This is a genomic window from Methanococcus mangrovi (assembly GCF_054506835.1).
This window is the reverse complement of sequence record NZ_CP197114.1, coordinates 1,393,065-1,417,482: the sequence shown is the minus strand read 5'-3', so window position 1 is coordinate 1,417,482 and position 24,418 is coordinate 1,393,065. Positions and strand designations below refer to the sequence as shown.

Annotated in this window: 30 protein-coding genes; 10 read left to right on the top strand and 20 right to left on the bottom strand. The window is 35.4% G+C overall.

What is annotated here, in order from left to right:
* The first annotated feature begins 24 nt into the window (after positions 1-24).
* Positions 25-438, top strand: a complete 414-nt coding sequence (locus ACS5L2_RS07670) for an EamA family transporter (RefSeq protein ID WP_459201422.1) — start codon at positions 25-27, stop codon at positions 436-438.
* A gap of 21 nt (positions 439-459) precedes the next feature.
* Here ACS5L2_RS07670 and ACS5L2_RS07665 read toward each other — a convergent pair whose 3' ends face one another.
* From ACS5L2_RS07665 to ACS5L2_RS07640, 6 genes are all read right to left on the bottom strand, one after another.
* Positions 460-702 carry a hypothetical protein gene (locus ACS5L2_RS07665; RefSeq protein WP_459201421.1) on the bottom strand — a complete coding sequence of 81 codons (243 nt, stop codon included), beginning with the start codon at positions 700-702 and terminating at the stop codon, positions 460-462.
* A 102-nt stretch (positions 703-804) separates the two neighbouring features.
* Positions 805-1,653: an agmatinase gene (speB, locus tag ACS5L2_RS07660; RefSeq protein WP_459201420.1), complete on the bottom strand. Its 849-nt coding sequence runs from the start codon at positions 1,651-1,653 to the stop codon at positions 805-807.
* Positions 1,654-1,693: 40 nt separating this feature from the next.
* On the bottom strand, positions 1,694-2,536 hold the full coding sequence (gene speE, locus ACS5L2_RS07655) for a polyamine aminopropyltransferase (RefSeq protein ID WP_459201419.1): 843 nt from the start codon (positions 2,534-2,536) through the stop codon (positions 1,694-1,696).
* Positions 2,533-2,901 carry an adenosylmethionine decarboxylase gene (gene speD, locus ACS5L2_RS07650; RefSeq protein ID WP_459201418.1) on the bottom strand — a complete coding sequence of 123 codons (369 nt, stop codon included), beginning with the start codon at positions 2,899-2,901 and terminating at the stop codon, positions 2,533-2,535. The genes speE and speD overlap by 4 nt, the downstream gene beginning before the upstream one ends.
* Positions 2,902-3,024: 123 nt before the next feature.
* Entirely contained in the window at positions 3,025-3,519 is a 495-nt protein-coding gene (locus ACS5L2_RS07645; RefSeq protein ID WP_459201417.1) for a pyruvoyl-dependent arginine decarboxylase, read from the bottom strand.
* 181 nt (positions 3,520-3,700) lie between these two features.
* Entirely contained in the window at positions 3,701-5,602 is a 1,902-nt protein-coding gene (locus ACS5L2_RS07640; protein ID WP_459201416.1) for an IGHMBP2 family helicase, read from the bottom strand.
* A gap of 121 nt (positions 5,603-5,723) precedes the next feature.
* On the opposite strand from ACS5L2_RS07640, the gene ACS5L2_RS07635 reads away from it, so the two are divergent.
* The gene (locus tag ACS5L2_RS07635) at positions 5,724-7,295 is read left to right on the top strand and encodes a dihydropteroate synthase-like protein (RefSeq protein WP_459201415.1); all 1,572 of its coding nucleotides are present in this window, start codon (positions 5,724-5,726) and stop codon (positions 7,293-7,295) included.
* Positions 7,296-7,364: 69 nt separating this feature from the next.
* Here the strand turns inward: ACS5L2_RS07635 and ACS5L2_RS07630 are convergent, their stop codons facing one another.
* Positions 7,365-7,820 carry a 30S ribosomal protein S15 gene (locus ACS5L2_RS07630; RefSeq protein WP_459201414.1) on the bottom strand — a complete coding sequence of 152 codons (456 nt, stop codon included), beginning with the start codon at positions 7,818-7,820 and terminating at the stop codon, positions 7,365-7,367.
* 147 nt (positions 7,821-7,967) lie between these two features.
* On the bottom strand, positions 7,968-8,483 hold the full coding sequence (locus ACS5L2_RS07625) for a nicotinamide-nucleotide adenylyltransferase (protein ID WP_459201413.1): 516 nt from the start codon (positions 8,481-8,483) through the stop codon (positions 7,968-7,970).
* Positions 8,484-8,612: 129 nt separating this feature from the next.
* On the opposite strand from ACS5L2_RS07625, the gene ACS5L2_RS07620 reads away from it, so the two are divergent.
* Entirely contained in the window at positions 8,613-10,238 is a 1,626-nt protein-coding gene (locus ACS5L2_RS07620) for a tRNA uridine(34) 5-carboxymethylaminomethyl modification radical SAM/GNAT enzyme Elp3 (RefSeq protein WP_459201412.1), read from the top strand.
* 18 nt (positions 10,239-10,256) lie between these two features.
* Here ACS5L2_RS07620 and ACS5L2_RS07615 read toward each other — a convergent pair whose 3' ends face one another.
* Positions 10,257-10,412, bottom strand: a complete 156-nt coding sequence (locus ACS5L2_RS07615; protein ID WP_459201411.1) for a hypothetical protein — start codon at positions 10,410-10,412, stop codon at positions 10,257-10,259.
* A gap of 186 nt (positions 10,413-10,598) precedes the next feature.
* Here ACS5L2_RS07615 and ACS5L2_RS07610 point away from each other — a divergent pair, with 186 nt between their 5' ends.
* Genes ACS5L2_RS07610 through bioD form a run of 3 tightly spaced genes read left to right on the top strand, consistent with a single transcriptional unit; the run spans position 10,599 to position 13,099 of the window.
* Positions 10,599-11,333 carry a 6-carboxyhexanoate--CoA ligase gene (locus ACS5L2_RS07610; protein ID WP_459201410.1) on the top strand — a complete coding sequence of 245 codons (735 nt, stop codon included), beginning with the start codon at positions 10,599-10,601 and terminating at the stop codon, positions 11,331-11,333.
* A gap of 8 nt (positions 11,334-11,341) precedes the next feature.
* Positions 11,342-12,463: an aminotransferase class I/II-fold pyridoxal phosphate-dependent enzyme gene (locus ACS5L2_RS07605; protein WP_459201409.1), complete on the top strand. Its 1,122-nt coding sequence runs from the start codon at positions 11,342-11,344 to the stop codon at positions 12,461-12,463.
* 60 nt (positions 12,464-12,523) lie between these two features.
* A complete protein-coding gene (gene bioD / locus ACS5L2_RS07600) occupies positions 12,524-13,099 on the top strand; it encodes a dethiobiotin synthase (protein ID WP_459202632.1) in 576 nt (191 codons plus the stop codon).
* A gap of 22 nt (positions 13,100-13,121) precedes the next feature.
* Here the strand turns inward: bioD and ACS5L2_RS07595 are convergent, their stop codons facing one another.
* The gene (locus tag ACS5L2_RS07595; protein ID WP_459201408.1) at positions 13,122-13,418 is read right to left on the bottom strand and encodes a hypothetical protein; all 297 of its coding nucleotides are present in this window, start codon (positions 13,416-13,418) and stop codon (positions 13,122-13,124) included.
* An 88-nt stretch (positions 13,419-13,506) separates the two neighbouring features.
* On the opposite strand from ACS5L2_RS07595, the gene ACS5L2_RS07590 reads away from it, so the two are divergent.
* The 4 genes from ACS5L2_RS07590 to ACS5L2_RS07575 are packed head-to-tail and all read left to right on the top strand — an operon-like array spanning position 13,507 to position 16,044.
* Entirely contained in the window at positions 13,507-14,442 is a 936-nt protein-coding gene (locus tag ACS5L2_RS07590; protein ID WP_459201407.1) for a nucleoside recognition domain-containing protein, read from the top strand.
* Between the two features lie 16 nt (positions 14,443-14,458).
* Positions 14,459-15,214, top strand: a complete 756-nt coding sequence (locus ACS5L2_RS07585; RefSeq protein WP_459201406.1) for a YchF/TatD family DNA exonuclease — start codon at positions 14,459-14,461, stop codon at positions 15,212-15,214.
* 10 nt (positions 15,215-15,224) lie between these two features.
* Positions 15,225-15,533 carry a DUF749 family protein gene (locus ACS5L2_RS07580; protein WP_459201405.1) on the top strand — a complete coding sequence of 103 codons (309 nt, stop codon included), beginning with the start codon at positions 15,225-15,227 and terminating at the stop codon, positions 15,531-15,533.
* Positions 15,508-16,044, top strand: coding sequence for a DUF2096 family protein (locus tag ACS5L2_RS07575; RefSeq protein ID WP_459201404.1), 537 nt, complete (start codon positions 15,508-15,510; stop codon positions 16,042-16,044). Before ACS5L2_RS07580 ends, ACS5L2_RS07575 begins: the two co-directional genes overlap by 26 nt.
* Before the next feature lie 83 nt (positions 16,045-16,127).
* Here ACS5L2_RS07575 and mtrH read toward each other — a convergent pair whose 3' ends face one another.
* From mtrH to mcrG, 10 genes are all read right to left on the bottom strand, one after another.
* Entirely contained in the window at positions 16,128-17,087 is a 960-nt protein-coding gene (mtrH, locus tag ACS5L2_RS07570; protein WP_459201403.1) for a tetrahydromethanopterin S-methyltransferase subunit H, read from the bottom strand.
* 24 nt (positions 17,088-17,111) lie between these two features.
* Entirely contained in the window at positions 17,112-17,336 is a 225-nt protein-coding gene (gene mtrG, locus ACS5L2_RS07565; RefSeq protein WP_011867789.1) for a tetrahydromethanopterin S-methyltransferase subunit MtrG, read from the bottom strand.
* Between the two features lie 4 nt (positions 17,337-17,340).
* A complete protein-coding gene (gene mtrA, locus ACS5L2_RS07560; protein WP_459201402.1) occupies positions 17,341-18,102 on the bottom strand; it encodes a tetrahydromethanopterin S-methyltransferase subunit A in 762 nt (253 codons plus the stop codon).
* A 16-nt stretch (positions 18,103-18,118) separates the two neighbouring features.
* A complete protein-coding gene (gene mtrA / locus ACS5L2_RS07555; protein ID WP_459201401.1) occupies positions 18,119-18,838 on the bottom strand; it encodes a tetrahydromethanopterin S-methyltransferase subunit A in 720 nt (239 codons plus the stop codon).
* A 21-nt stretch (positions 18,839-18,859) separates the two neighbouring features.
* Complete coding sequence (locus tag ACS5L2_RS07550; protein WP_459201400.1) at positions 18,860-19,186, bottom strand: tetrahydromethanopterin S-methyltransferase subunit B; 327 nt, start codon at positions 19,184-19,186, stop codon at positions 18,860-18,862.
* A 10-nt stretch (positions 19,187-19,196) separates the two neighbouring features.
* Positions 19,197-19,985, bottom strand: a complete 789-nt coding sequence (gene mtrC, locus ACS5L2_RS07545; RefSeq protein ID WP_459201399.1) for a tetrahydromethanopterin S-methyltransferase subunit MtrC — start codon at positions 19,983-19,985, stop codon at positions 19,197-19,199.
* Between the two features lie 37 nt (positions 19,986-20,022).
* Positions 20,023-20,730, bottom strand: coding sequence for a tetrahydromethanopterin S-methyltransferase subunit D (gene mtrD / locus ACS5L2_RS07540; RefSeq protein WP_459201398.1), 708 nt, complete (start codon positions 20,728-20,730; stop codon positions 20,023-20,025).
* Positions 20,731-20,756: 26 nt separating this feature from the next.
* Positions 20,757-21,656 (bottom strand): tetrahydromethanopterin S-methyltransferase subunit E, encoded by a 900-nt coding sequence (mtrE, locus tag ACS5L2_RS07535; RefSeq protein WP_459201397.1) that lies wholly within the window; start codon positions 21,654-21,656, stop codon positions 20,757-20,759.
* Positions 21,657-21,924: 268 nt separating this feature from the next.
* Positions 21,925-23,586 carry a coenzyme-B sulfoethylthiotransferase subunit alpha gene (gene mcrA, locus ACS5L2_RS07530; RefSeq protein ID WP_459201396.1) on the bottom strand — a complete coding sequence of 554 codons (1,662 nt, stop codon included), beginning with the start codon at positions 23,584-23,586 and terminating at the stop codon, positions 21,925-21,927.
* 47 nt (positions 23,587-23,633) lie between these two features.
* Positions 23,634-24,416, bottom strand: coding sequence for a coenzyme-B sulfoethylthiotransferase subunit gamma (mcrG, locus tag ACS5L2_RS07525; RefSeq protein ID WP_459201395.1), 783 nt, complete (start codon positions 24,414-24,416; stop codon positions 23,634-23,636).
* Between the last annotated feature and the right edge of the window lie 2 nt (positions 24,417-24,418).

The following is a 24,418-nucleotide window of genomic DNA, read 5'->3' as shown; positions in this document are numbered from 1 at the left end:
TTTTTAATTTTTCGGGGGCAGGGTATGGATGGAGTAATGATTGGAATACTTGCTGCTGTTTTATACGGGGTAGGCACTTTTTTTGCAAAAGTTGTTTCAAATGAAGACCCATATCTTCAGTGGATTATTGTAAATATTGTTGGAATAGTTTTATGCGTTATATTATTTGGTGGAAAATGCCGGAGCTTACTCGATTATCCAAACAAGGTTTTAATTTATGGGGTTATTGCGGCAGTTTTGGTGATACTTGGAACGCTTGCGCTTTATTATGGATTGAATAAAGGAAAAGCAAGTGTTGTAGTGCCTTTATCGTCAATTGGCCCTGCAATAACCACGGTTTTGGCAGTAATTTTTTTAAAAGAGCAATTATCATTTCCTCAGATCGCGGGAATTGTAATGATTCTTGGGGGCGTTATAATGCTTTCAATAAACAGTTAAAATAGGAAAAAGGTGTTTTAATTAAATTCCGAGGTATTTTTTAGCGCCTTGGGATCCGATTTGTAATTTTATAGCATTTAATACTTCTTTTACGTCTTCAACGTTTTCAGCATCGTTTAAAGCTTTTCTAAATACTTCTTTTTTATCTTCTGAAACGAGACTTATTAAATATTCGACAGTTGTTACAAGTTCGATGTACCTAGTGTCTTGGGAGATTTGTGATTCTATTTCCTCAATAGTTTTCATTACATTATTAGATACCAAAATATCACCACGATTCTTACTTTTTACAGATATGTTTATTTTTATATTTAAATTTTAACATTTGATTTTGTATTAACGCGTATTTTTGCAAAAATTGACGTATTATTTGCTTATGGTGAGTATCAATTCACGAATGATTTTTGCTGCTGTAACAGATGTAATCTTGCCAATGTCGTAATGAGGTGAAACTTCAACCACGTCGAAACCAACGATATTTTCTTTAATTTCTTCCAAAAGATAAAGCGAGTTTATAAGTTCTTTTGGAGTAAATCCGCAAGGCTCAGGAGTTCCAGTTCCCGGTACAAATGCAGGATCGAGTACATCGATGTCAATTGTTACGTAAACTGGTTTTTCAAGTTCTTTAATTTTTTTGATATCGTCTTTTGTAGGCATTTCCATTGAAATATTGGTGTTTTCCCATCCAAATTCCCATTCGTCCTGGTCGCCACTTCTAATACCAAACTGGAAGATATCTTTTGTTAAATCATAAGTTCTTCTTATAACACTTGCGTGGGACTGTTCATTTCCCATATATTCGTCCCTTAAATCGCAGTGAGCATCAAAGTGAATTACTGCAAAGTCATCGTAAACTGATTTTACGGCTTTTACAACAGGGTAAGTTACGGAATGTTCTCCACCAATCATCACAGGGATTTTTTTAGCTTCTAAAATTTCTTTTGAAGCGTTGTATGCCCTGTTTATTATTTCAGACTGGTTTCCTTCCATTAAAAGATTGTATTTATCGCAAATTTTTACATCGATTAAATCTCTCTTTAAAATCGGGCTAAATGTTTCAAGTCCCCATGAAGCAGTTCTAACTTCGTCAGGTCCAAATCTTGCTCCTGGTTTGTAGGATGTAGTAGCATCAAATGGGATTCCAAAAATAACAAAATCAGCATCGTTAAAATTATCATAAGCGGCAATAAACTTGGAATAATCTTCAAAATACATGTGATATCACCAAAGAAATAAACAATAAAAAAGTTAGGAATTAATCTTTTAAGTATCGGGGTGTAGCTAAAAATACGCCCTTGTGAACGTCCTGATCGTAGTATTTTGTAACCATACCTTTTAATTTGTTTTCAATTTCTGAAACATCTGAATTTAAGGGATCGTTTTTCTTTGAAGCTAATGTAAAGCTCCAGAATCCACTGGGGTATGTTGGAATACTGCATACAAGGGGTCTGATCGTTGAAAAGCCAGCATCTTTTAAGTGTCCTTTGATTTTATTTATCAATTTTTCGTGTAAAAGTGGGCTTTCGGTCTGTTGAACCATGATTCCGTCTTCATTTAAACATTTGAAGAGGTTGTTGTAGAACTCTTTTTCGAATAATCCTGCAGCAGGGCCTACTGGGTCTGGGCAGTCTACAAGTATTACATCGTATTTTTCAGTAGTTTCTGCAACGTATTTTATTCCGTCTGTAATAATCGTGTTTACTTTCTCGTTATCTATTTCGCAGCTTAGGGTTGGAAGGAATTTTTTAGCAACTTCTACAACTTGTCCATCAAGTTCAACGAAGTCTATTTTTTCAACACTTTTGTGTTTTAAAACTTCCCTAACACTTCCTCCATCTCCGCCGCCGATAACAAGAACTTTTTTAGGGTTTCCGTGAGTAAAGAGTGCAGGATGTGAAATCAATTCGTGGTATATGAATTCATCTCTTTCTGTAGTCTGGTAAGTGTTTTCTAAAATTAAAACTCTTCCAAATTCGTAAGTGTCAAGAACCTGAATTTCTTGGTATTCGGACTGTCCAACGTAAAGGATATCTTTTAATTTAGTTGAAAGGCTTAAATTTTCAGTTTGTGGTTCTGTATACCATGCATCGAATTTCATTCTTTCACCTCCTCATCATCAATAATTCCTCTTTTAATATCCATAATATCTGTTTTTTCAGGTTTTAAGAATTTTTCAATTTCTGGGATTGTATCTTCCGGTCTAACGTGTTCTCCACAGGTAAATACATCCATTGCAGCGTATCCAAGTTCCGGCCACGTGTGGATACTTATGTGGCTTTCAGATAATACTGCAACCCCGGTTACCCCTTGTGGTGAGAATTTGTGTGTTTTTACACAGATTAATGTAGCTCCGCATGCTTTTACTGCATTAACAAGCATTTTTTCTATGCCTGGCTGGTCATCCAGGGCTTGACTCTCGCATCCCCAAAGTTCGAGGATGATGTGTTTTCCTAACTGTTTCAACGGTCTCGCCTCTTTTAGCGTTTTTAAGTTTTATGCTTTTTTGGACACTTCTTTTTAAAATCATAGTTTCAATATCCCACATATGTGAAATTTTATGATATTCTGATTTACAGGTATATTATCTTATTTGTACCAGAGAGCTGCTGCTGCAAATGCACATCCGATGTTTTCAACGGTGTGTTCTGAAGCGATTGAAATGATTTCGTCGATTTCCCAGTCTCTCATTTCAAAACCTTCTTTTGCCATGTTTCTAACGGTGTCTTCACACTCTTTTTTACCGCCGATGCATTCGTATTCCATGATAAGGCCGCATAATTCTTTATCTTTTGGAATCGCAACGCTGATACCTGCTGCAACGGTTTCGCCTTTTATTTCACTTATCTGGTAACCGTATGCTGTAGGGACGAGTGAACCTTGCGGTATTTTTGGGAGTGGAATAATGTCTGCTTTTGGTGGCATAATACTGCTGATTCTGATTAAATTTAAGTTTCCGATACCTGATTTCAACAGTGCCATGTCAAATGAGTTTAACGGATTGTTAGAATCTCCGGTTCCCGCAACAAGGGAAATCGTGTTTGGAGCTTCAAATGGGGAATGTATTGCACTTGTTTTTGTCATAAGGATAGACACCTCTCGTATTTTTTAAATTTTTAAGTTTTAAATAGTTATACAAAATAGAGAATAATAATTATCAAACTAAATAAAATATTATCATATATAAATCATTCGGTCGTAAAAAGAAAAGGAATAACGCGGTATTATTTGATTATTTCGGGAAATATTCAATCTTTTCTTTTGATTATCGGTTATCATTGAAACAATTTAAAAATTTTGAGTATGCATCGTCCTTTATCAATAAATTTTTGGAGCCGATAACTATCAACTTTCGTCTTGCCCGTGTAACTGCGACGTTTAATCTTCTGAGGTCTTTTAAAAATCCCATTTTATCAGTTCGAACAAAAGAAATTACTATTACTTCATTTTCCCGGCCTTGAAACCCATCAACGGATTTTACTTCTATTTCGTCAGTGTTTAATCTGTTAGAGATGTATTTGACCTGCGCATCATAAGGAGTGAGTATACTTACAGGAATGTCATATTTTTGAAGTTTTGAGATAATTTCAATTACCTTTTCAGCTTCTTCAACGTTGTAAGAAGATTTAAAGGAATCCTGCTTTTCCTGACCATTGACATTTACAAATTGAAGAGGCTTTTTGTTTATGATGTCTTTATCTTCTTTTGAGATATTTTGTACAATATCAAGTAAATTGTGCGATTTTACAGATTCGTGAGCAATAAGCTTATTTTCATAAAACATTTCATTTGAAAATTTCATAATTTTTTCGTTCATCCGGTACTGAACCTGAAGAATTTTTGAAAAGTCTTTGTGCTGGTTAATCATCCTTTCAAAAAGTGTTTTTTTAAGTTCTAATTCTTCACTGAGAACAGTTGGTGGAAGTTGTTTGTGGTCTCCGGCAATAATCAATTTTCTCGAAATTACAATTGGAATCAATGAAGAAGGTTCCATTGACTGGCTTCCCTCGTCAATTACACAGACATCAAATTTATAATCTTCTAACATCTCGCTTCCTGCCATCGAGTTTGTAGCAACAACAACGTCACTGTTTGATATGATATCATCGATTATCTTTTTCTCAAATTTTTGGATATTTTCTTTTAATTTAGCGATATTTTCACTACAAATTACCCAATCAGCCATTTTTTTAATAGTTTCTTTCGGGATTCCTCTTATATCCTTATTTAATTTTGAAAAAATAATTATATCGTCATCAGTCATTCCTCTTCTCCATTTTGGGTCCGGTCTTTTGAAACTTTTACGCAGGTCGTAATTTTTTTGAAGTTCTGTTTTCATTTTTTTTAGTTTTTGGTAATCAACATGTTCCGTAATTTTATTTTGGAGGGAATATTTCATCAATTTTTTAGAAATTCTTGATGGGTGTCCGATTCTAACGATTTTAAATGATTCGTACTTTGAAATGTTTGATAAAATGTTGTCAACCGCGATATTCGAGTCGGCAGTTGCAATGACTTTGTTTTTTCTCAGGGCTTCCTGTAAAATTACTTCAGAAATGGTTCTTGTTTTTCCAGTTCCTGGAGGCCCGTGTATCAAATATAAATCTCTTGCAGAGAGGGCTTCTAAAACAGCTTCTTTTTGGTATTCGTTTAAACTATAATCTAAAAATCGAATTTCTGTTTTTTTGGATTTTTCTGGTCCATCTACTCCTAAAATAATGTCGATAAGCCGATTATCGGTGTAGTTAAATTTATCAAGTGCATTCAGCATTCTTTTAAATGTAACGTCATTTACGTAAAGATCGATTCTTATATCATTTAAAGCCCATTTTGGAACATTTTCCATCGAAACATCGACGTGATTTGACCCGATTTCAATTACAGTTCCTAAAAGGTCGCTTTGGAGTGGGTTTCCCCTGCTTATTAAAACAACGTCTCCAACAGAAATGTCAGTTTTCTTAAATTTTTCACGTCTTCCATATCTTACAACGTATTCTCCAAAGAATTCTCGAAGAACTTTTCCATTTAAATTTAAAATCGCCCTTCCAACATTTTCACGCTTTATTCCAAGTTTTTTAATCTCTTCTTTGTGAAAATTTATTTCTTGGTCCCGCTCTTTTCTAACAAGGCCTTTAAATTTGTTAACATAAATCTGCTTTAAATCCATCTTATCACAAACATTATTAGCTAATAAAAATATATGTAGTAGTAATTTTTAAGGGTATTCCAAAAAAAATCGGAAATATTTTCAGTTTCAATTTAAAAATTCCATATTTTTCGGTGATTTAATGAAAATACTTGTTATAACTGGAAAGCAGGCGTTTAATAAAGTTTCATCTGCAATTAAAAATTATGACTTTATAGACATTTATGAAGCGAACATTTCAATTGCTGCATTTTTAACTCCAAATTTGATAATAAAAGAAATAAAAAAGCTTGAAGCATTGAAAAACAAAAAGTTAGCCGAAATATATGATTTTGTACTCGTGACAGGACTTATAAGGCATGATTTAGCAAGAATTTACGAAGAAACAGGAATAAAATGTTTTAAATCAACGAGGGAAGCGTCAGACATTCCAGTTTTAATAAAAAATCTCGAAAAAATTAAACTTTCAACATTGGATTATGCAGATTCACAGATTGCTAAATTCATACGAGAAATTGCCGAAAAAGATATAAAAAATGCCGAAAAATTACCGTTAACCTCCGGAAATATCAAAATAGGAAATTTAAAAGTTGGAAATGATTACCCGATGAGGGTTCTCGGAGAAATTGTCCATGTTCCTTGGCTTTCTAAAGAAGAACTCGAAGAAAAAGTAACTTATTATGTCGAATCCGGAGCAGATATGATTGATTTAGGAATGATTAGTAATGAAGATTATTCTAAAGATTTAAAGCAGATAATAACAACTGTACGGGATATTACCGATAAACCTGTCAGTGTTGATACGCTGAATACTAAAGAACTTATCGAAGCAGTAAATTTAGACGTAGATATGATATTAAGTGTTGATTCAGGAAATTTCGATGAATTGCTTCCACATTTAAAAGAAAAAAACACGGTATCAGTAGTTCTTCCAACAAATTACAAAATAAATGAAGTTCCGGAAAAAATATCTGAAAAAATTCAAAATATGGAAAAAATTCTTGAAAAATTCGAAGAAAATAATTTATTAGCTGTTGCAGACCCGATTTTAGAACCTATAAACAACAGCGGATGTAATTTCACACAAAGTGTTATTGCATGCTATGAATTCAAAAAAAGAAACAATATACCTATGTTTTTTGGAATTGGAAATGTTACTGAACTTTTCGATGTTGACAGTAACGGAGTAAATGCTGCAATTGCAGCAATAGGTCAAGAAATTGGTGGAAATATTTTATTTACTCCTGAAGCTTCACAAAAGTGTAAATTTTCAATAAAAGAATTGAAAACCGCATCAAAAATGTTGTTTTTAGCAAAAATGCGAAATTCACTTCCAAAAGATGTTGGATATGACCTTATAAACTACAAAGATAAAAAATTCGATGAAGAGTTTGATTTAGAAGATGTGAAGGTAATTGATGCATTTGAAAACGAAAAACAGATTCTGGATAAAGGAAGCTTTAAGATTCGAGTTGATCGGAAAAATAAAGAAATAATTGCAACTTATTATCTATACAACGAACCAAAATTAATTTTAAAAGGTAATACTCCTAAAAAAATCTATGAAACTGCTTTAAGGGAAAATTTAATCACTAAAATGGATCACGCGGCATATTTTGGAAAAGAACTAAGAAATGCCGAACTTGCACTAAAACTCGGTAAAAAATACAATCAAGACTTTGATTTGTTTTACAATGAATTTTGGAATCAATAAAATATCATGAAACCATTAAAATACTGTTTTTTTAATTTTTCAAAAAGAATAAAAAAAGAAATAATTCGATTATTCGACCAATAATCTTGCAGTTTCTGGTGAGTATCTCCATTTAGCAGGCAATACTTTTGAATCCCTGTAGTACTTAACCAGTCTTCTGATTTTTGATTCGATTAATTTTAATCCAATTGTTGAGTGAGTGTCTCTTGGGTTGTTTTCCAAGTGGTTTCTCAAGTTGATTGCTTTTTTCATTAAGTTGAAGAGGTCTTCTGGAACTTCTGCGTAAAATCCAGCTTCTTTCATGATTGATGAAACACTTTTGCCGGTGATTAATTTTACGTTAGGAACTCCGTACATATCTCTTAAAATGTTTCCGATAATAGCTGACTGTTTACCGTCTTTTGCCATTTCAACGATTTTTGCTTCAATATCCTCAGCGCTCATTGAAACCCATTCTGGAACTTCTGTTCTTAATGGTCTCGTTGAACCGGAGGAACCTCTTTTTCCTGAGTGTAATCTTGCCATTTGTATCTACCTCAATAGATGATTCCCAGTTCAATGAGTAAGGTTACTACCTAAGTCATTGACTTAGACCTGTTAGTTCGGTATATTATATATAATTATTGGGTGGCTTAGTTTGAGTTTTATTTTATTTCATTTTTTTTATTTTGATTACTCTTCATCGTAATCTTTTTCGCTCAATCTTCTAATCCTATTAATCCCGTCGATTTCTTCAATTACTTTTACAACTTCTTCTGGAACGAGATGTTGCCAGCTATTTCCTTCGAGCATTTTTTTCCTTATTTTAGTTCCAGAATATTCAGTTCTGTTGTATAATTCGGGTTTTCTGACAACATAGTTTTTTTCAGAGAATAATTCTCGAACAAGTGAATTTCCGGTATAAATGGTAGTAAATGGCGGAGTTAACGATTCAACACATGAAACCCATACTGCATTATAATCAATATCATTAATTGGGATTGCGTAATAATTTATGCCGTAGTTTTCAAGGGTCTTTGTAATCATCATCATTCTTTCCCCTGCAGTAAATGGGTCTGTTAAAGTATGGCTTTTTTGGCAACTTCCAATACCAATAATTATCTCGTCAACTTCTTCTGATATTTTTTTTATTATTTCTAAATGCCCTTTGTGAAATGGCTGCCACCTGCCGATTAGAAAAGCTCTCATAAAACCACCAATTTTCGTAAAAAGATAAACATAAATATAATTGAATAAGATAACGAACTAAGAATTAGTTAATAAAATTATATTCTGTTTTTATATATTACTGTTTAGCATTTCGAGACAGGTGATTTTTTGAGCGACTATTCAGAATTCATACGATGTATCATTTCTAATCTTTTAGCAGAAAAAGAAAAAATAAAGGATTTGGACTCAAAGCGAAAAAAACAAAAAGTAGAGGATATCAAGGCGAGATGTCTTCGTAAATTTGATTTAAATATTGGATTTCCTCCAAATTCAGACATTATCAATCAGGCTTCAGAAGAAGAAAAAAAGGAATTGCTTCCACTTTTAAGAAAAAAACCGATAAGAACACTTTCAGGTGTTGCAGTTGTTGCAGTAATGACTTCACCTGAACCATGTCCTCACGGGAAATGTTCGTTCTGCCCCGGTGGAAAGGAAAGTAACTTTGGAGATGTTCCGCAGAGTTATACTGGAAAAGAACCCGCGACAATGCGTGGAGTAATGTACAACTTTGATCCTTACATCCAGACGAGTGAAAGGCTTTCACAACTTGAAAAAGTAGGTCACCCGACAGATAAAGTAGAACTGATAATAATGGGCGGAACGTTTCCAGCAAGAGACATTGAATATCAGGAAAATTTTATAAAAAGATGTCTCGATGCAATGAATGGTGAAGTTTCAGAAACACTTGAAAAAGCACAAGAAAAAAACGAAACTGCAAAGCACCGGTGTGTTGCACTTACCCTTGAAACAAGACCTGACTACTGTAATGAAAAGGAAATAAATGAAATGTTAAAATTAGGCACTACAAGAGTAGAACTTGGAATTCAAAGTACAAACGATGAAGTTTTAGAGTTTGTAAAAAGAGGACACGGAACAGGCGCATCAATTAAGGCAACCCAGCTTTTAAAAGATAGCGGTTTAAAAGTTTCATATCACTTAATTCCGGGACTTCCAAAAACAACTCCTGAAATGGATAAAGAAACAATTAAAACAGTATTTGAAAATTCAAACTTTAAACCTGATTTGATTAAATTTTACCCGTGCCTCGTAATTCCTGGAACCGAAGTGTATGGCTTGTGGCAAAGTGGAGAATTTAATCCGATGACTGATGAACAGGCAGTAGACGTGATTACTTATGGAAAATCAATCATGCCAAAATGGGTCAGGACTTCGAGAATCCAAAGAGATATTCCCGTAACCGTAATTGATGCAGGGGTTATGAAAAGTAACCTTGGAGAACTCGTGTACAATAATTTAGAAGAAAAAGGAATACACTGCAAATGTATAAGATGCAGGGAAGTTGGCCATGTCACTTACAAAAAAGGAATAAAACCCGATTTAGAAAGTATTGCATTATGTAGGGAAGATTACGAAGCGAGTGGTGGAAAAGAGATATTTTTATCCTTCGAAGACACTAAAAACGACCTTTTGATAGGTTATTTAAGACTTAGAATTCCAGATAATCCATTTAGAAAAGAAATAACCGATAAAACAGCACTTATAAGGCAGGTTCATATTTGTGGACAGCAGAAAGAACTTGAAGGTAGTTCAAAAGAACTTTCTTGGCAACACAAAGGTTACGGAAGACTTCTAATTGATGAAGCTGAAAGAATTGCAAGAGAAGAGTTCGAAAAAGACTTGATGTTAATTAACAGCGGAATTGGGGTCCGAGAATACTATAAAAAACTTGGATACAAAAGAGTCGGTCCTTATATGGGTAAAAATCTTAAATAATTTTTTTACTTTTTTAAATTAGTGTAAGAATAAAGATGCGATTACTACCATGTTGAATGCGTAAGCTACGTATTTTATGGCGTTGTTTCCCCTGTATGGTCTTTTAAGGTCGTTTGAAATTTCATCTATTTCTTTGAATTCTAATTCTTGGGTTTTAACTTTTGTATTTATCATAATTTCACCTGTTGTTGGATATTACTATGAAATAGCCCATATATATAGCTATTTGCTCATTATAAATCGTGATAGATGTTTTTAATGAAAAATAATGACAGATTACCCGTCTTTATTATAATTATCGATAATGATAAATACAAAAAAATTGATTTATATTTAAAGAAAAATTAAGGGATTAAAAAAATGTTTAGTTTAAAAATGAGGGCCTCAAGCAATGGAATTCATGTTTCCGGGGCTGAAAGGTTAGTTAAAGAAGAAAAAATTGAAGAAATTTCTTCAGAACTGATAAAACGTGCGCTTAATCATGAAAATGGCGTTCCAGATTTTATAAATTTAAAGGTAGAAAAAGTCACTGAAAAAATTAATTACATCAAGCATCTCAAAATAAATACGATTGATTCAGATTCAAAAGAAAATTCAAGGGATGTTGCAAGAAATATTTTGAAAAATGAGCTTGAAAAATATTTCTTAAAAAATGGAAAAAATGTTGAAAAAATCGATGGGTTGATAGATTTTGCCTTAGAAATTGTCGATGCAGGAAATATGCGAGGGGCTGCAATTTTAGATTTGGATGGAAACAGGCTTGAAAACAGTTCCGATAGAGGTATTCGCGTAAGAAATATAGATACTGCCGAAGAACTTTCAGAAAAAATTTTAAATGATATTTCGTTAACAGAAAGAACAATTGACGCAATTGCAATCGCGACAAAAGTTGTAAACTGCAATGTTATCGCAGAACTATGTACTTCGGATAATTTTTCTTATACGACAGGTTACGTTGCAACCAAAGACGGGTATTTTAGAATTTTAAACCTTAAAGATAAGGGCCAGGTTGGGGGAAGAGTGTTTTTTGTTGAAGATTCGGATGTTGATGAGTTGTATGATAAACTTGAAAATATGCCTGTTATTGTTTATTAGGTGTCTTTATGTTTAGAGAAAACTTAAAAAAAGAACTTGATTTGATAAAAAATCAAAATCTCTATCGAAAATTAAAAAAATATGAAAATAAAGAAAATACCAGTTTAAACTTTACTACAAACGATTATTTAGGATTATCAAAAAATAGTGAAGTAATTGAAGCCTATAATGACGGATTGAAATACGGTGCAGGAGCAACGGGTTCAAGACTGACCTCTGGAAACATAAACCACGAAAAACTCGAAGAAAAAATTTCAGAATTTAAGGAAACTGAAAAATCACTCGTTTATTCTTCAGGATATGGCACAAACTTGGGCGTTATAAGTTCGCTCTGTAAAAACGGAGATTTGATTTTAAGCGACGAATTAAACCACGCATCAATAGTTGACGGAATAAGGCTTTCAAGGGCAGACAAAAAGATTTATTCTCACAACAATACTGGTAATTTAATCGAAATTTTGGAAAAAAACAAAAATTACGAAAATAAATTTATTGTATCAGATGCAGTTTTCAGCATGGATGGAGATATTGTACAGGTGGACGAATTAAAAAAAATAGCAGATGAGTATAACGCTGTGTTGATACTTGACGATGCTCACGGGACCGGTGTTTTGGGTGGTGGAAAAGGAACACTTCACCATTTTAAAATAAAACCAACGGATAATATTATTCAAATTGGAACTCTTTCAAAGGCAGTTGGAACTGTAGGGGGATTTGTAAGTGGAATTGAAGAATTAATCGATTATTTAATAAATACTTCAAGAAGTTTTATCTATTCAACAGCACTTCCTCCAGCAGTAATTTCTGCGAGTATTAAATCCTTTGAACTGATAAAAACAGGCAAATTTACCGATAAATTATCTAAAAATATTGATACTGCAAACAAAATCTTTAAATTATCAGGGGTTATTGAAAAAGAACAGATTACTCCAATATATCCGTTTATATTTGGTGAAAAATCAATAGAAATTTCGGAAGAACTTTCAAATTATGGAATTTTTTGTGTTGGAATAAGGTATCCAACTGTTAAAAAAGGTTCTGAGCGAATAAGAGTAAGTATAACTGCAGATAATAAAAAGGAAGATTTTGAATATTTATGTGAATGTATTTCAAAAATAAATAGCAGGTGATTTAAAACGTTATTTGTAACAGGAACCGATACAGGAGTTGGAAAAACTTACGTTTCAGTAATTTTAGGAAAGATTTTAAAGGAAAGGGGCGTAAATGTTGGATACATTAAGCCTATCGAATCAGGCGGGGTTGAAGATACGGTTTACGCTAAAACTGAACTTGAACTTTCCGAAGATATCGAAGTTTTAAATCCTGTGAATTTGAAAAATCCCCTATCACCAAATATCGCGGCAGCAATCGAAAATATCGAGATAGACATCGAAAAAATAAAAAAATCTTTTCAAAAATTAAAGGAAAGTCACGATTATATGATTGTTGAAGGTGCAGGCGGGGTTTGTGTTCCAGTAAAAACTAATTATTTAATGGCTGATTTAATTAAAGAGTTAAATTTACCCTGTGTTTTGGTTACAAGGCCTGACCTTGGAACTATAAACCACACGATACTGTCAGTTGAATATCTGCGAAAAAAAGGAATTTTGGTAAAAGGGGTAATTATAAACTGTATCAACGAACTTGAAAGTGTTCCTTACTACAAGGAAACGTTCGAGGCAATTGAAGAGTTTGGAAATATCGAGATAATCGGGGTTGTGAGAAATAAGGACGATTATAATATAAAAATTGAAAAACTGCTTTAATTAAACTGTTTTTTTAAATTTTTTATTTTTTTGTAATTTCTAAGTTCTGTCTTATTTCGTAAATTTTGGCGATAAGAACTTCTCTATCTTTTTCAGAAATGTTTTTTTCAAAAACTTCAGATATTAGTTTTTCTTTTCGAAAATCGATTAAATGCAAAATCGAAGCTAATTCAAAATCATTTTTAGTTTCTTCAATTATTTTTTGCCATTTTTTTCCAATTTCTTCTATTTTGGATTCAACTTCTAACGTTTCAGTTTTTGTGATAATAGTTAAGCGTTTTTTAAGGTCGGTAAGGTCATTTTTTTCATTTGTTGTCATTTTAAAACCATACAACAGGTTATATATTGGTAATAAATATAATCATTTTTACGCAAAAATCATATTTATTAGTTTACATGGTGATAATTTGGATAGTACCTTAATTGCAGACTCTTTTTACAGTTCTTTTTTATATACTTTAAGGATTTCTGCAGTTGTACTTCTAACAATTTATATCGTGAATTATTTCGTTAGCAAGGGGCTTTTAGAAAAAATTTCAAGGTATACTTCACCAGTAACTAAAAAACTTAATTTAAACAGCTTTTTAGTTTCTTCAATACTCGTTTCGTTTTTCAGCCCGACTGTCGGATACACGATGCTTGCGGATGGAATAGACGAAAAAGAATTAACCGAAACAGAAGTTTTGGCCGGAACGCTTGCAAATTCGTTTCCAGCGGTTTTATCGCATGTTTTAACCTATTACGTTCCAGTCGTGATACCGATTTTGGGATATACTGGTATAATTTACGTGATTTTAAGACTTTCGATTGCATTTATGAAAAGTATTCTTGGATTAGCGGTTCTTTTGATGATTTCAAGAAAAAGTGAAAAGAAAGTAAATAATCAGTTAAATAACACAAATAATAAAACGAGTCCCTTTGAGAAGACATTTAAATTTGCGAGAAGATTTGTTCCGGTAATGTTTGTTTCGATGTTTTTGGTTTTGTATTTATCAAAAACTGGATTTTTTAATGTTTTTTCTACAATCATAATGCCTGTAACGAACATATTTAATTTAAATCCAAATACTGGAATTTTGGCGATAACCGAGATAATAAATGTCTCAGCTGCAATGGTGATGGCAGGAACTTTTTTAAATGACGCAACCTTATCACAAAACGAGGTTTTAATCGGACTCATATTCGGAAACATCGTGGCATTTTCCACAAGGTCGGTAAAACATTCAATTCCGCTTCATTTTTCATTATTCGGTTCAAAAAGAGGTACTAAAATAATACTTTTAAATTCGAGTGTTACAATAGTTTTGGATATATTGATAATCTGGCTTTTAATGTCATTTTAAGTGTTTTGGTGTTTTTATGAATTTAGAAGATTTTAAGTATATAGATTCGCACTGTCACGTGGAAGATAAATCGCTCAACAAGTGTCGTGAAGATATTTTGAAACGGGCTTTTGACGAAAAAGTGCAGATGGTAACGAGTGGAACGAATTTGGGCAGCTGTAGAAGAGCAGTTGAATTAAAAGAGAAATATGGAATTTACATAACTCTTGGATACCATCCCGGAAGAGTAAATGCAGAAGATAATGCAATTGAAAAAGTTTACAGGTTTATTCAATCAAAAGAAAAGGATATTTTGGCAGTCGGGGAAATCGGTCTTGATTTTGATGTAGAAAATATTGAAAGACAGGAAAATATATTTAAAAAATTTATAAATCTTTCAAAAGAATTAAATAAACCGGTAGTAATTCACGCGAGAGGCATGGAAAATAGGGCATTTGAAATTTTAAAAAATGATGTAGTTTCGATGTATCACTGCTACAGCGGTTCGGTGGAGCTTGCAAAAGAATTGATTGAAAACGGCAATTTTATTTCATATTCTACATTAGTATGTTTTTCTGAACATCACAAAAATCTGGTTAAAAATATGGGTCTTGAAAATGTAGTCGTGGAAACAGATAGTCCTTATCTTTCACCAATAAAAAGTGAAAAAAATGAACCAAAAAATGTAGTAAAGGTTGTTGAAGCGATATGGGAATTAAAAAAGGATGAATACGCTTTAGATGAAATCACTAAAATTATATACGATAACACAAAGAGGTTATACCATATCTGAGGGTGAGATAATGGTAAAATTTACTGCAAAATTGATATCGATTATAAAAGTTGAAGAAGCACTGAATTCTGAAGTTTCTGGAACAGTTAGAGTCAGAGCTTCGTATGATGATAGGGAACTTGACCCAAATCAAAATGTGGCAATTCTTAATATCGAAGGAACTACGAGTTACCAAGCGTATTTTGTTGATCCAGATACAAATGTTGAAGATATAAAGGCAGATTTGGAAAAATACGGCGCATTATTAAACCACAATTCCGAAGAGATAATTAAAAAATACATCGAGAGGATGAATGATGAAGGATGCCAAGGGGATTGATAAACAGTGGGTAATACTAAACGAACTGGCATCAAAAATCTCTAAAAATCGGCCACTTCCTGAAGACGTTTATTCAAAACTCAGGATTGCAAATAATATAATTACCTACTATTTACTTGATGAACACGCAGATTTTGAAGTTTTAAGGGATGCTGAAAAGGAAATCTCTAAAATACAGGCAATCTTATTTGGGATGGCTGAGCCAGATACTTCAAAAGAATATCTGATTAAAATGGGTCAGGCATTGAGAAATGAGATTGATCTTGAATTTCCGCTCAAAAAAACACAATTTAATACTGAAGTTAAAAGAAAGAAAAGTTCTGAAACAATAAGGATAACCCTGCCTGTGGAAGTTCACATTGAAGTTCTTGGGGAACTTAGTGAGCACAACGGGGTAATATTTGAATTAAGTCAGGAAGATGAGCAAAAAGTTCTTATTGAAGGCGTAAAAGAAAAAATAACTGCCGCATTAAAAGATTTTTCCGTAATATGGAAATTTCATGATAATTAATTTTTTATTTTTTTATAAACTATAATTTATAAATTTAAATTTACAAATATTATTTTCCAAAAATAAAAGAAAAAACAAATTAATTAAATTAATTTGTTTAATGGGTGTTCTGCAACAGGCATTGTTCCCATTTCTTTTGCGGTTTCTGCGATGATCATGTCGGTCATTGCAACTGCAGGGAATGCGAGTTCAGCATTGTCGATTGGACCGTATAAAACGTAGTCACCTGAAGCCATTGTTTGTACAATGTTTGCACCAATGTCACATACGTGGTGTACATCTTTTGCGGTCTGTTCTTTTCCTTCTTCTCTTAATCCTTTTCTGAATTCTCTGAGCCAGTCCCATGCGGAAGGTACGTTGTGAATACCGCTACCTACTGGTAAACCGAGTTTTGCTTTAACTGCAAAAGCAGCCCTAACAGCGTGACCTGCACCGTTACCCATTGGGGTTACTGCAACGTCGATGAGTGGGTATTTGATACCTGCTTTTTCTGCAAGTTCTAACATACCGATGTCTTTTGTTTTACCACCATCGTTTAATACGTTTAATTTACCTCCAACAGATGGGTCCATTGGGTCGAAACATAAAACGATCGAAGCTTCAACATCACTGTTAGTTAAGTTTTCGATTTCTTCGTCTTCTGCAGCAACGTTGATTGAGTTGTAGATACACTGGTTTGCGTATCCTGCTTCTGTAGCTCTGTTTGCAGCAGCCATTCTTGCTTTACCGGATGTTGAGTCAAGTAACATTGGACCTTCCCATACTTCGGAAACGAAATCAATGTAGTTAACTAAAGCTTCTTCAGTACCACCGAAAACTTGCACGAATGCTGAGTTTCCTGTGATGTCTTGCATTTCAGCTTGTTTGTTGATTAAAGCCTCAGCAGCTTTTTTATCGAAGATACCTTTTTTAGCATCTTCTACAATTTTGTGTCTTGAGTAGAAAATTGTACCGGATAATGCGGTTGGGTATTCTCCTGGTTGTCCACCGAATTTTGCACCAGCGAACTCAATGACCATTTGTTCTTTGTCAAATCTAAACATTATTCCACCTCTGTTTAGGCTCTCTTATTTTATTAAGTCAAATAATGGTAAAACGGTTCCGAGAACATATACGAATATAAATCCTATTGCGAGTCCGTATGCAATACCTACGTCTCTTCCTGCCTTTTTACCGGTTCTCTGGATTATTTCAGCGTTGGTATTTTCAACGGTGTTTTCAATTTCATCGAGTTTTGCTTGAAGTTTTTTGTAGTCTTTTGTTGGTGTGACTACTGTTGGAATTTCAGACATCTACTCACCCCATCAAGAATTTTAAAGCTATTGGGATTGCAACTAATACGATAGCAAATACTGAACCGTACATTAATCCTGTAACAGTTTCAGTTTGAACACCGGAAGCTAATCCAATGTCTCTTGTCATCAATCCTACTTTGTAATCCAATGCTTCATTTAATGATTTTATTGATTCAAGGTCTGGTTCTGCTACAGTAGGGATACCTTCAATCATGAGGCCCCCTTCTTCGTCACCAGCAACAGCTGCGCTACCTTCTAATTCAATGACCATTGCATCTTCTTCAAATGCTCCAGGGTCTTTTGAAATACAGTTTTTGATTGCATCTGCAATTTTTCCTTTGTCTTCAACATCAATTAAATCGATGCATTCAACAATTTGAGTTTGGAGTCTTCCAACTGGTTCTTTTCCTACATTTTCCATGAATGGAATAGCTCCTTTAGCTCCGATGATACCACCATCGTCACCAATTCCGTTTTCATATAATGCTTTGATACATTGTCCAGTAATGTGTCCTTGAACTTCTGATCCAGCAATTACCATAAATCTGATGTTTGGGTTTGAAATGTAGTTTGCAACAACTTTTTCAATTCCTAAGTTTTCTGTGTGGCATGGCCCTGAGATAGCTGCACCAGCATCAATCGCAGCCTGGTCCAAACCGTGGGAACCGAGTGTAACTACTGCAACACAGCTTTCAGGGTTACCCACTACATATTCACCGTTAGCAACAGGCCATCCTGCTGCTGGGGCTTTTTTATCTGCCATTGTTTGCACCTCCTCCTTAGAGTAATGAGAATACCAATATTGAAAGGAACAAGCCTATTGCAATACCTTGGATTTTTCCGTTGTAGTATCCTGAGTTAAATTTAGCAATCATTGCAGCTTCATTCATTTTTTCGGAGACGATTCTCATTCTAGCTTCTAATAATGCCATTTCTGGTGAGGTAGGTTTTATTGAAGTTGATTCGTCACCAGCAACAGCTGCGCTACCTTCTAATTCAATGACCATTGCATCTTCTTCAAATGCTCCAGGGTCTTTTGAAATACAGTTTTTGATTGCATCTGCAATTTTTCCTTTGTCTTCAACATCAATTAAATCGATGCATTCAACAATTTGAGTTTGGAGTCTTCCAACTGGTTCTTTTCCTACATTTTCCATGAATGGAATAGCTCCTTTAGCTCCGATGATACCACCATCGTCACCAATTCCGTTTTCATATAATGCTTTGATACATTGTCCAGTAATGTGTCCTTGAACTTCTGATCCAGCAATTACCATAAATCTGATGTTTGGGTTTGAAATGTAGTTTGCAACAACTTTTTCAATTCCTAAGTTTTCTGTGTGGCATGGCCCTGAGATAGCTGCACCAGCATCAATCGCAGCCTGGTCCAAACCGTGGGAACCGAGTGTAACTACTGCAACACAGCTTTCAGGGTTACCCACTACATATTCACCGTTAGCAACAGGCCATCCTGCTGCTGGGGCTTTTTTATCTGCCATTGTTTGCACCTCCTATTCAGATTACAACCCTATTAGGCTTAAATTCATTTTAACAGCCAATATAGTTACAAGCACGAGAATTGCCATTGTTACCCAGAAACCAAAGAACATTCCTTGGAACATACCTGCAAGTTTGTAGGTTCCTTCTCTTCCAGCGTATGCTTTCATAGGTGAGTTTCTTGGATCAAGTGAGTTTTCTAATGCTTTTGCATATTGTGCTAATTTGTTTATTTCGTCTTCAACAGGGTGTAAATCTACAACGAGAATGTCTTTTCTCATTTCGGCTATTAAACCTGAGTCTACGTCCATTACTATATGAAGTTCGGGACATACTTTGACGATATCCATTTATACCACCTTACTCTTTCTTAGGCAATTCTGGTACATATTTAACTTCGCAAGCGTCAGCAAGTGACATTTTTACGAATGATCCATAAGTGTATAACCAGAAGATTGCAGCTACTGCTGTTGAAACTATGTCTAATTTTGCAATTGAGAATATCAACCATGCCATTAATCCACATGCAACTGCAAGAGTGATTGTTCTCTTGTGGCTTTCATCTGGACCGATACATGCGTTGAATGGGTGTAAAATTGACATACCTGCTGCAATAAATGCCAATGCAATAACTCCATTGGTGATTGCACCATTAATAATTATATCAGCTGAAAATCCGCCTGCAAATGCAGTACAGAATCCTAAAATTGCTAAAGCACCCATTAATGAGAGTTTAGTCATACTTGAAACGATAATAGGTACTTTCATTCCTACTGGATTTTGTGTTAATTTACCAACGATAAATCCAACAATCACTGCAATCACTGCAGCAAGGATTGGTGTAGCAAGTGCTGGAATTCCAAATACTGAGGGTATTAAAATACCTGCCAATGCTGAAATTGTACCCATACCTAAACTTACCATTCCTATTGATGGAACACCGGTACCTAAACCGTATGCGGCTACTCTTCTTGTAGTGTTTGCACCTGCAACACACGCTCCTGCTGCCAATAACCCACCAATGAGCATAGCTAATGACGGAACAAATTGTGCTACGTACATTCCGATGAGTGATAATACAGCACCGATTGCTAAAACCTGATTTTCAGGGAATAGTTCTGCTGCGTGTCCTCCGCCACCATGTGACATAATTACACCTCAAATATTTTTTGAAAACCATGCAGACTTAAAGTCCCATAGCCATTCCAATTAATACTGCACCTGCGATTAATGAAGAAACAAATGAAGCAATAACTCCGTTTGGCATTTTCTTAAATTTAGGGTCGTGGAATCCTTCGATCGTACCACCAATGTTGTATGAAGCTAAAACTGCGTTCATGAAGAAGAAACCAATTGCCAAAACACCTGCAATAGCTGCAGCAAATCCTAACTGTTGGAGTGCGATGTATGCAAGAGCACCACCAAGACCACCGAGCGCTGCACCAATTGAACCACTTACAAAACAAACGGTTGGAATACCGTGTCCTGTTGTACCTGGTGTGATGTATGGTTTTTGAATATCTCCTGTAATTGGGTCTTTTTCACACTTATCTGCTGCAGGGACGATACCAATACCGTATACATAGATAATCTGACCAATTAACATTGTAAGGCCTAACATGATCATTGCACCGACAGCACCTGATAACATGATTAATAACATGTGAACTGGATTAGCCAATGAAACACCAGCTTGTGAAGCCATTGTAGCTGCAGCCAAGAGACCAGTAAAACCTGCACCTGCTGCTAACTGTGTTGTACCTGTACCTACCCCTGTTGAAGTAGCCATCGCTGCTGGAGCACCACCTACTGGAACGAAGTGAACGCTTGCGTTGATAATCGCTCCTGCAATGGTTATTTCCGCAAGAGGTAATATAAAGCTTGTAGCATCCATAATATCACCAATCTTCCTTATTTTAATTAATTTCTGTATGGTCCGTATTTGTTTCTAGCATATACCTCGAGTTTCCTGTTGATAACTGCTGCAACGGCCACTACTAAGAGACCTACTAAAAGTGCGATTGATGTTTTTGTTACTAAGTCTCCACCAACGATGTTACCGAGAATGCTTCTCCATCCATCGAGGAAGATAATTAAACCAAAGCATAATCCTGTAAGTGGACCACCAAATCTTGAACAGAAATATGAAGAATCTAATCCGTTTCTTACACCGTATTCTGCGTAAATATCGATGTCACCTTGGTTAGCAACAGGAATACCGCCACCGAATGGGTATTTTTGGTATTCTCTTTCAGCACCGTAGTGAACGTCACCAGTTGATGAACCGATAGCACCTACAGTAATACCGAAGATTAATGCAACCAATGGTAATGGGAATGGGTTTCCTAATGCTGTTGTTGCTAAATATGCAGCAATAACCATTGTGAAAACAGCTATAAATCCGTGTCCTACGATTGGACCTATGTGTGATGTAAGAACATCCATGTAAACAGGTTGTCCGAACTTTTTGGACTGACCCACAATCCTTCCAAGGAATGCACTAACTGAGTAAGCACCGTGCACGATTGCAGCAACACCTGAACCTACGATTATCGCTAAGACTACGTTTAATCCAGCGTTAATTAGTGCCCAAGCAATGGTACCTGCAACTGCAACATACAAACCGTATGATACCGGTTCCCCAGATATGGCCTTGTTAAAGTATCTGTGGATATTGCCCATTTGCGGACCTAATTGAACCTGAGAGTTAGGGTTTGACTGTGAACCGACATCGGATTCCAAGTCTTCAGCACAACCTGAGACAGTTGCAGCCGCCCCAGCTAGGGCCAATGCCCCCAGAGAAATCAATGTTGGATCCATTATTTCACCTCACAATATACGGGACTGTTAGCTATGCCTTTACTGGCTTTTTAAGCTTAGAGATGTATCTATGCCGTTAGCTATTCAGTTATTATCTTGTTATATGATATATATTACTTTGTATTCCGTTTTTCATCGAATAAAGCCATATTTTCTTTAATTTAATTAAAGTAGATTTTAATTAAACTATAATTGTTAATGATTATGAAACAATATATAATAGGTATAAAAAAAGGAAGCCATGAGGCTCCCTTAATTTTTAGAGAATTTATTTAGCAGGTAAGATAACGTCTCTTTCTCCTGCAGCTTCGAATTCTCTTAATGCTCCTCTAGCAAACTCTTTTCTTGGTTTGGAGAAGTCGAATACGAGCATTGGGTCAGCGAATGCAACTTTAATAAGTGGGTTCATTGCAAATGCATCTCCTCTTGCGGAGTGAGCAGCTTGTGCAATACCTGCGTATTCTCCCTGGTGACCTACGTTCATTGCGTAGTTAGGGTAGTTAGGTCCTCTTAATTCAAGAGGTGCAGCTTCGTCGTTTCTGATTGCGAGTGAGTTTGAAGCACCACACTGGTCCTGCAAGTCGTAACCGTAGAATCCGAGTCTGCTGTGGTATTCTTTGTGTAAGATTTGTGATAAGTACCAGCCGTTTACACCAGCGTTTGAGTTTCCTGTTGCCATACATACACCGATACCGGATGCAGCAGCAGCAACTGCAGCTCTTTGTGATCCACCGAAGTGGTCTTCTAATAATGCTGGGTATTCATCGTACTGTTCTAATGAGTAGAGTGTAACTTCTCCAGCAACATCTTCTACTACATCCATTGTAGCTTTTGTTCCCATTCTACCGTATTTTTTCTCAACGTAGTCGAGTGCGTAGTATGAGAAGTCATCTAAGATATCATCGGTGTATGATGCGGTAGCGTATTGTGTGAAACCTACACCACCCGACATGTATGCACCGAGCCAGATTTGGTCATATAAAGCAGCACCTGTTGCTACTACTTCTAATGATTGTTCAACTGGGTCATCTGAAACTCTTGTAGTTTGTACAACATCTGAAAGGATACCGAACTGGATTCCTCCTGGCTCGTTTGGTCCTCTTGCTCTTCTTCCTGGTAAAGCGTTACCCATCTGAATTACGTCAGCGTGTTTTGAAGCGTATGAGAAGTCAGCTGTTGCAGCTTCCCCTGCACAAAGTTTGTATGCTGTAATGAATGACATTCCAATCTGCATTGCAGACCATCTTGAGATTGTACCACCATCACATACTCTACCTACGAGTGATGGACATCTTGATACTTGGTATGTTTTTTTACCGATTGCAGCTTTTAAAGTTTCAGCTTGTTCTTCAGGGAACAATTTGTTAATGTCGATTAAGAATCTGCTGTCTAATTCGTCAGCTAATTCATCGTCACCGGTGAATATTCTAGCGTAACAGTCCCATGCAAGGGAAGGGTGAACTTCAACCATGTGTTCTTGAACAACAGCACCACCAGCAAGAGCGTGGTTGATTGTGTGCATGTATTCGTTGATTGTTTCAGGTGTTACTTCTACACCCAATCTTTTTTCTAAAACTGAGTGAGCGGTATCCATACCTACAACAACAGTTCTTCTGATATCGTCCCATAACTGTTGGATAGCAGCGTTGTTCATGAAGTGTAAGTCGTCACCTTCACAGTAGTCGTCAGTGTTTGACAATTTGTAAGGCATTAATTTTCTTTGTCCGAGAGGAACACCAATGTCTGGGTTGTAGAGTGGGATTCCATGTCTTTTTTCAGCTACGATTTTTTCATTAGCTTCAACGAATTCTCTTTTCCTAGCGGACTGTTGCCAGCCGCCGAAGGTATAGAATTTTGTGTATTTTTCTTTTGGGTCTTCTTCGAATTTTTCCTTTAATGCTTTCAAGAATAATCTTTTTTCAGCTTCCATAAGTTCACCTCAAAGGTTTAAGAGGTTTTTTTTAATTTACGAATTAATTATAATCCTTTGAATATTTCGTTTGTAGGGATGTATCCACCGAGTGTTCTTGCTCTGTGAATTCTTTTTACAACTTCGATAACGTCAGGATCTGCTCTCATTGCAATACCATCTTTTCTGTAGATGGTTGTCATTTCTCTTAATTTTGCTTCAGGGAGTGGTTCTCCAACATCAACAGGTGCGTCGAGTGGTTTTCCAACCTGATCTTTTACGTACATAACGTGTCCGGTTTTTTCGTCGAATACGGATCTTTGTAATGCATCAAACATCATACCGTTTTCGTCCAATCTTAAAGAGTGTCCGTGTACAGTTGCACCTCTAACACCTGATGTTGCAGGGTCAAAGAGTTCTGTATCCATGAGTATGTTTTTGGAGAATTCTTCGAGGTCACTTTCTCTACATTCAACAACTTGTCTTCCTGAGAGTGTACCTGCATCTACTCCTCTTAATCTGATCATGTATGATCTTGATCTGTCGTATGGTTGAGCAGGAGCAAAGTACATTGAGTCAGCAAACTGAATGTATCTAACTCTGTGTCCTTCTTTAGCACCGTTTAATGGTTCTACTAAGTCTCTTGCGTAGTCTTCTACGAAGTCCATTTCTTCAAGTGGCGGGTGAACTGTTTTGTAGTCTTCACCAGGTTGTCTGTGTCCCATGATTTTTACAACATCTTCATCAGGGATTTCTCTTAATTTTTCCAATTCGTAGTTTGGATTCAAGTGATTTCTTCTGTTTTCAGCAACTTTTGTTGCACCAGGGTAGAACTGAGGCTTGTATGCCATAA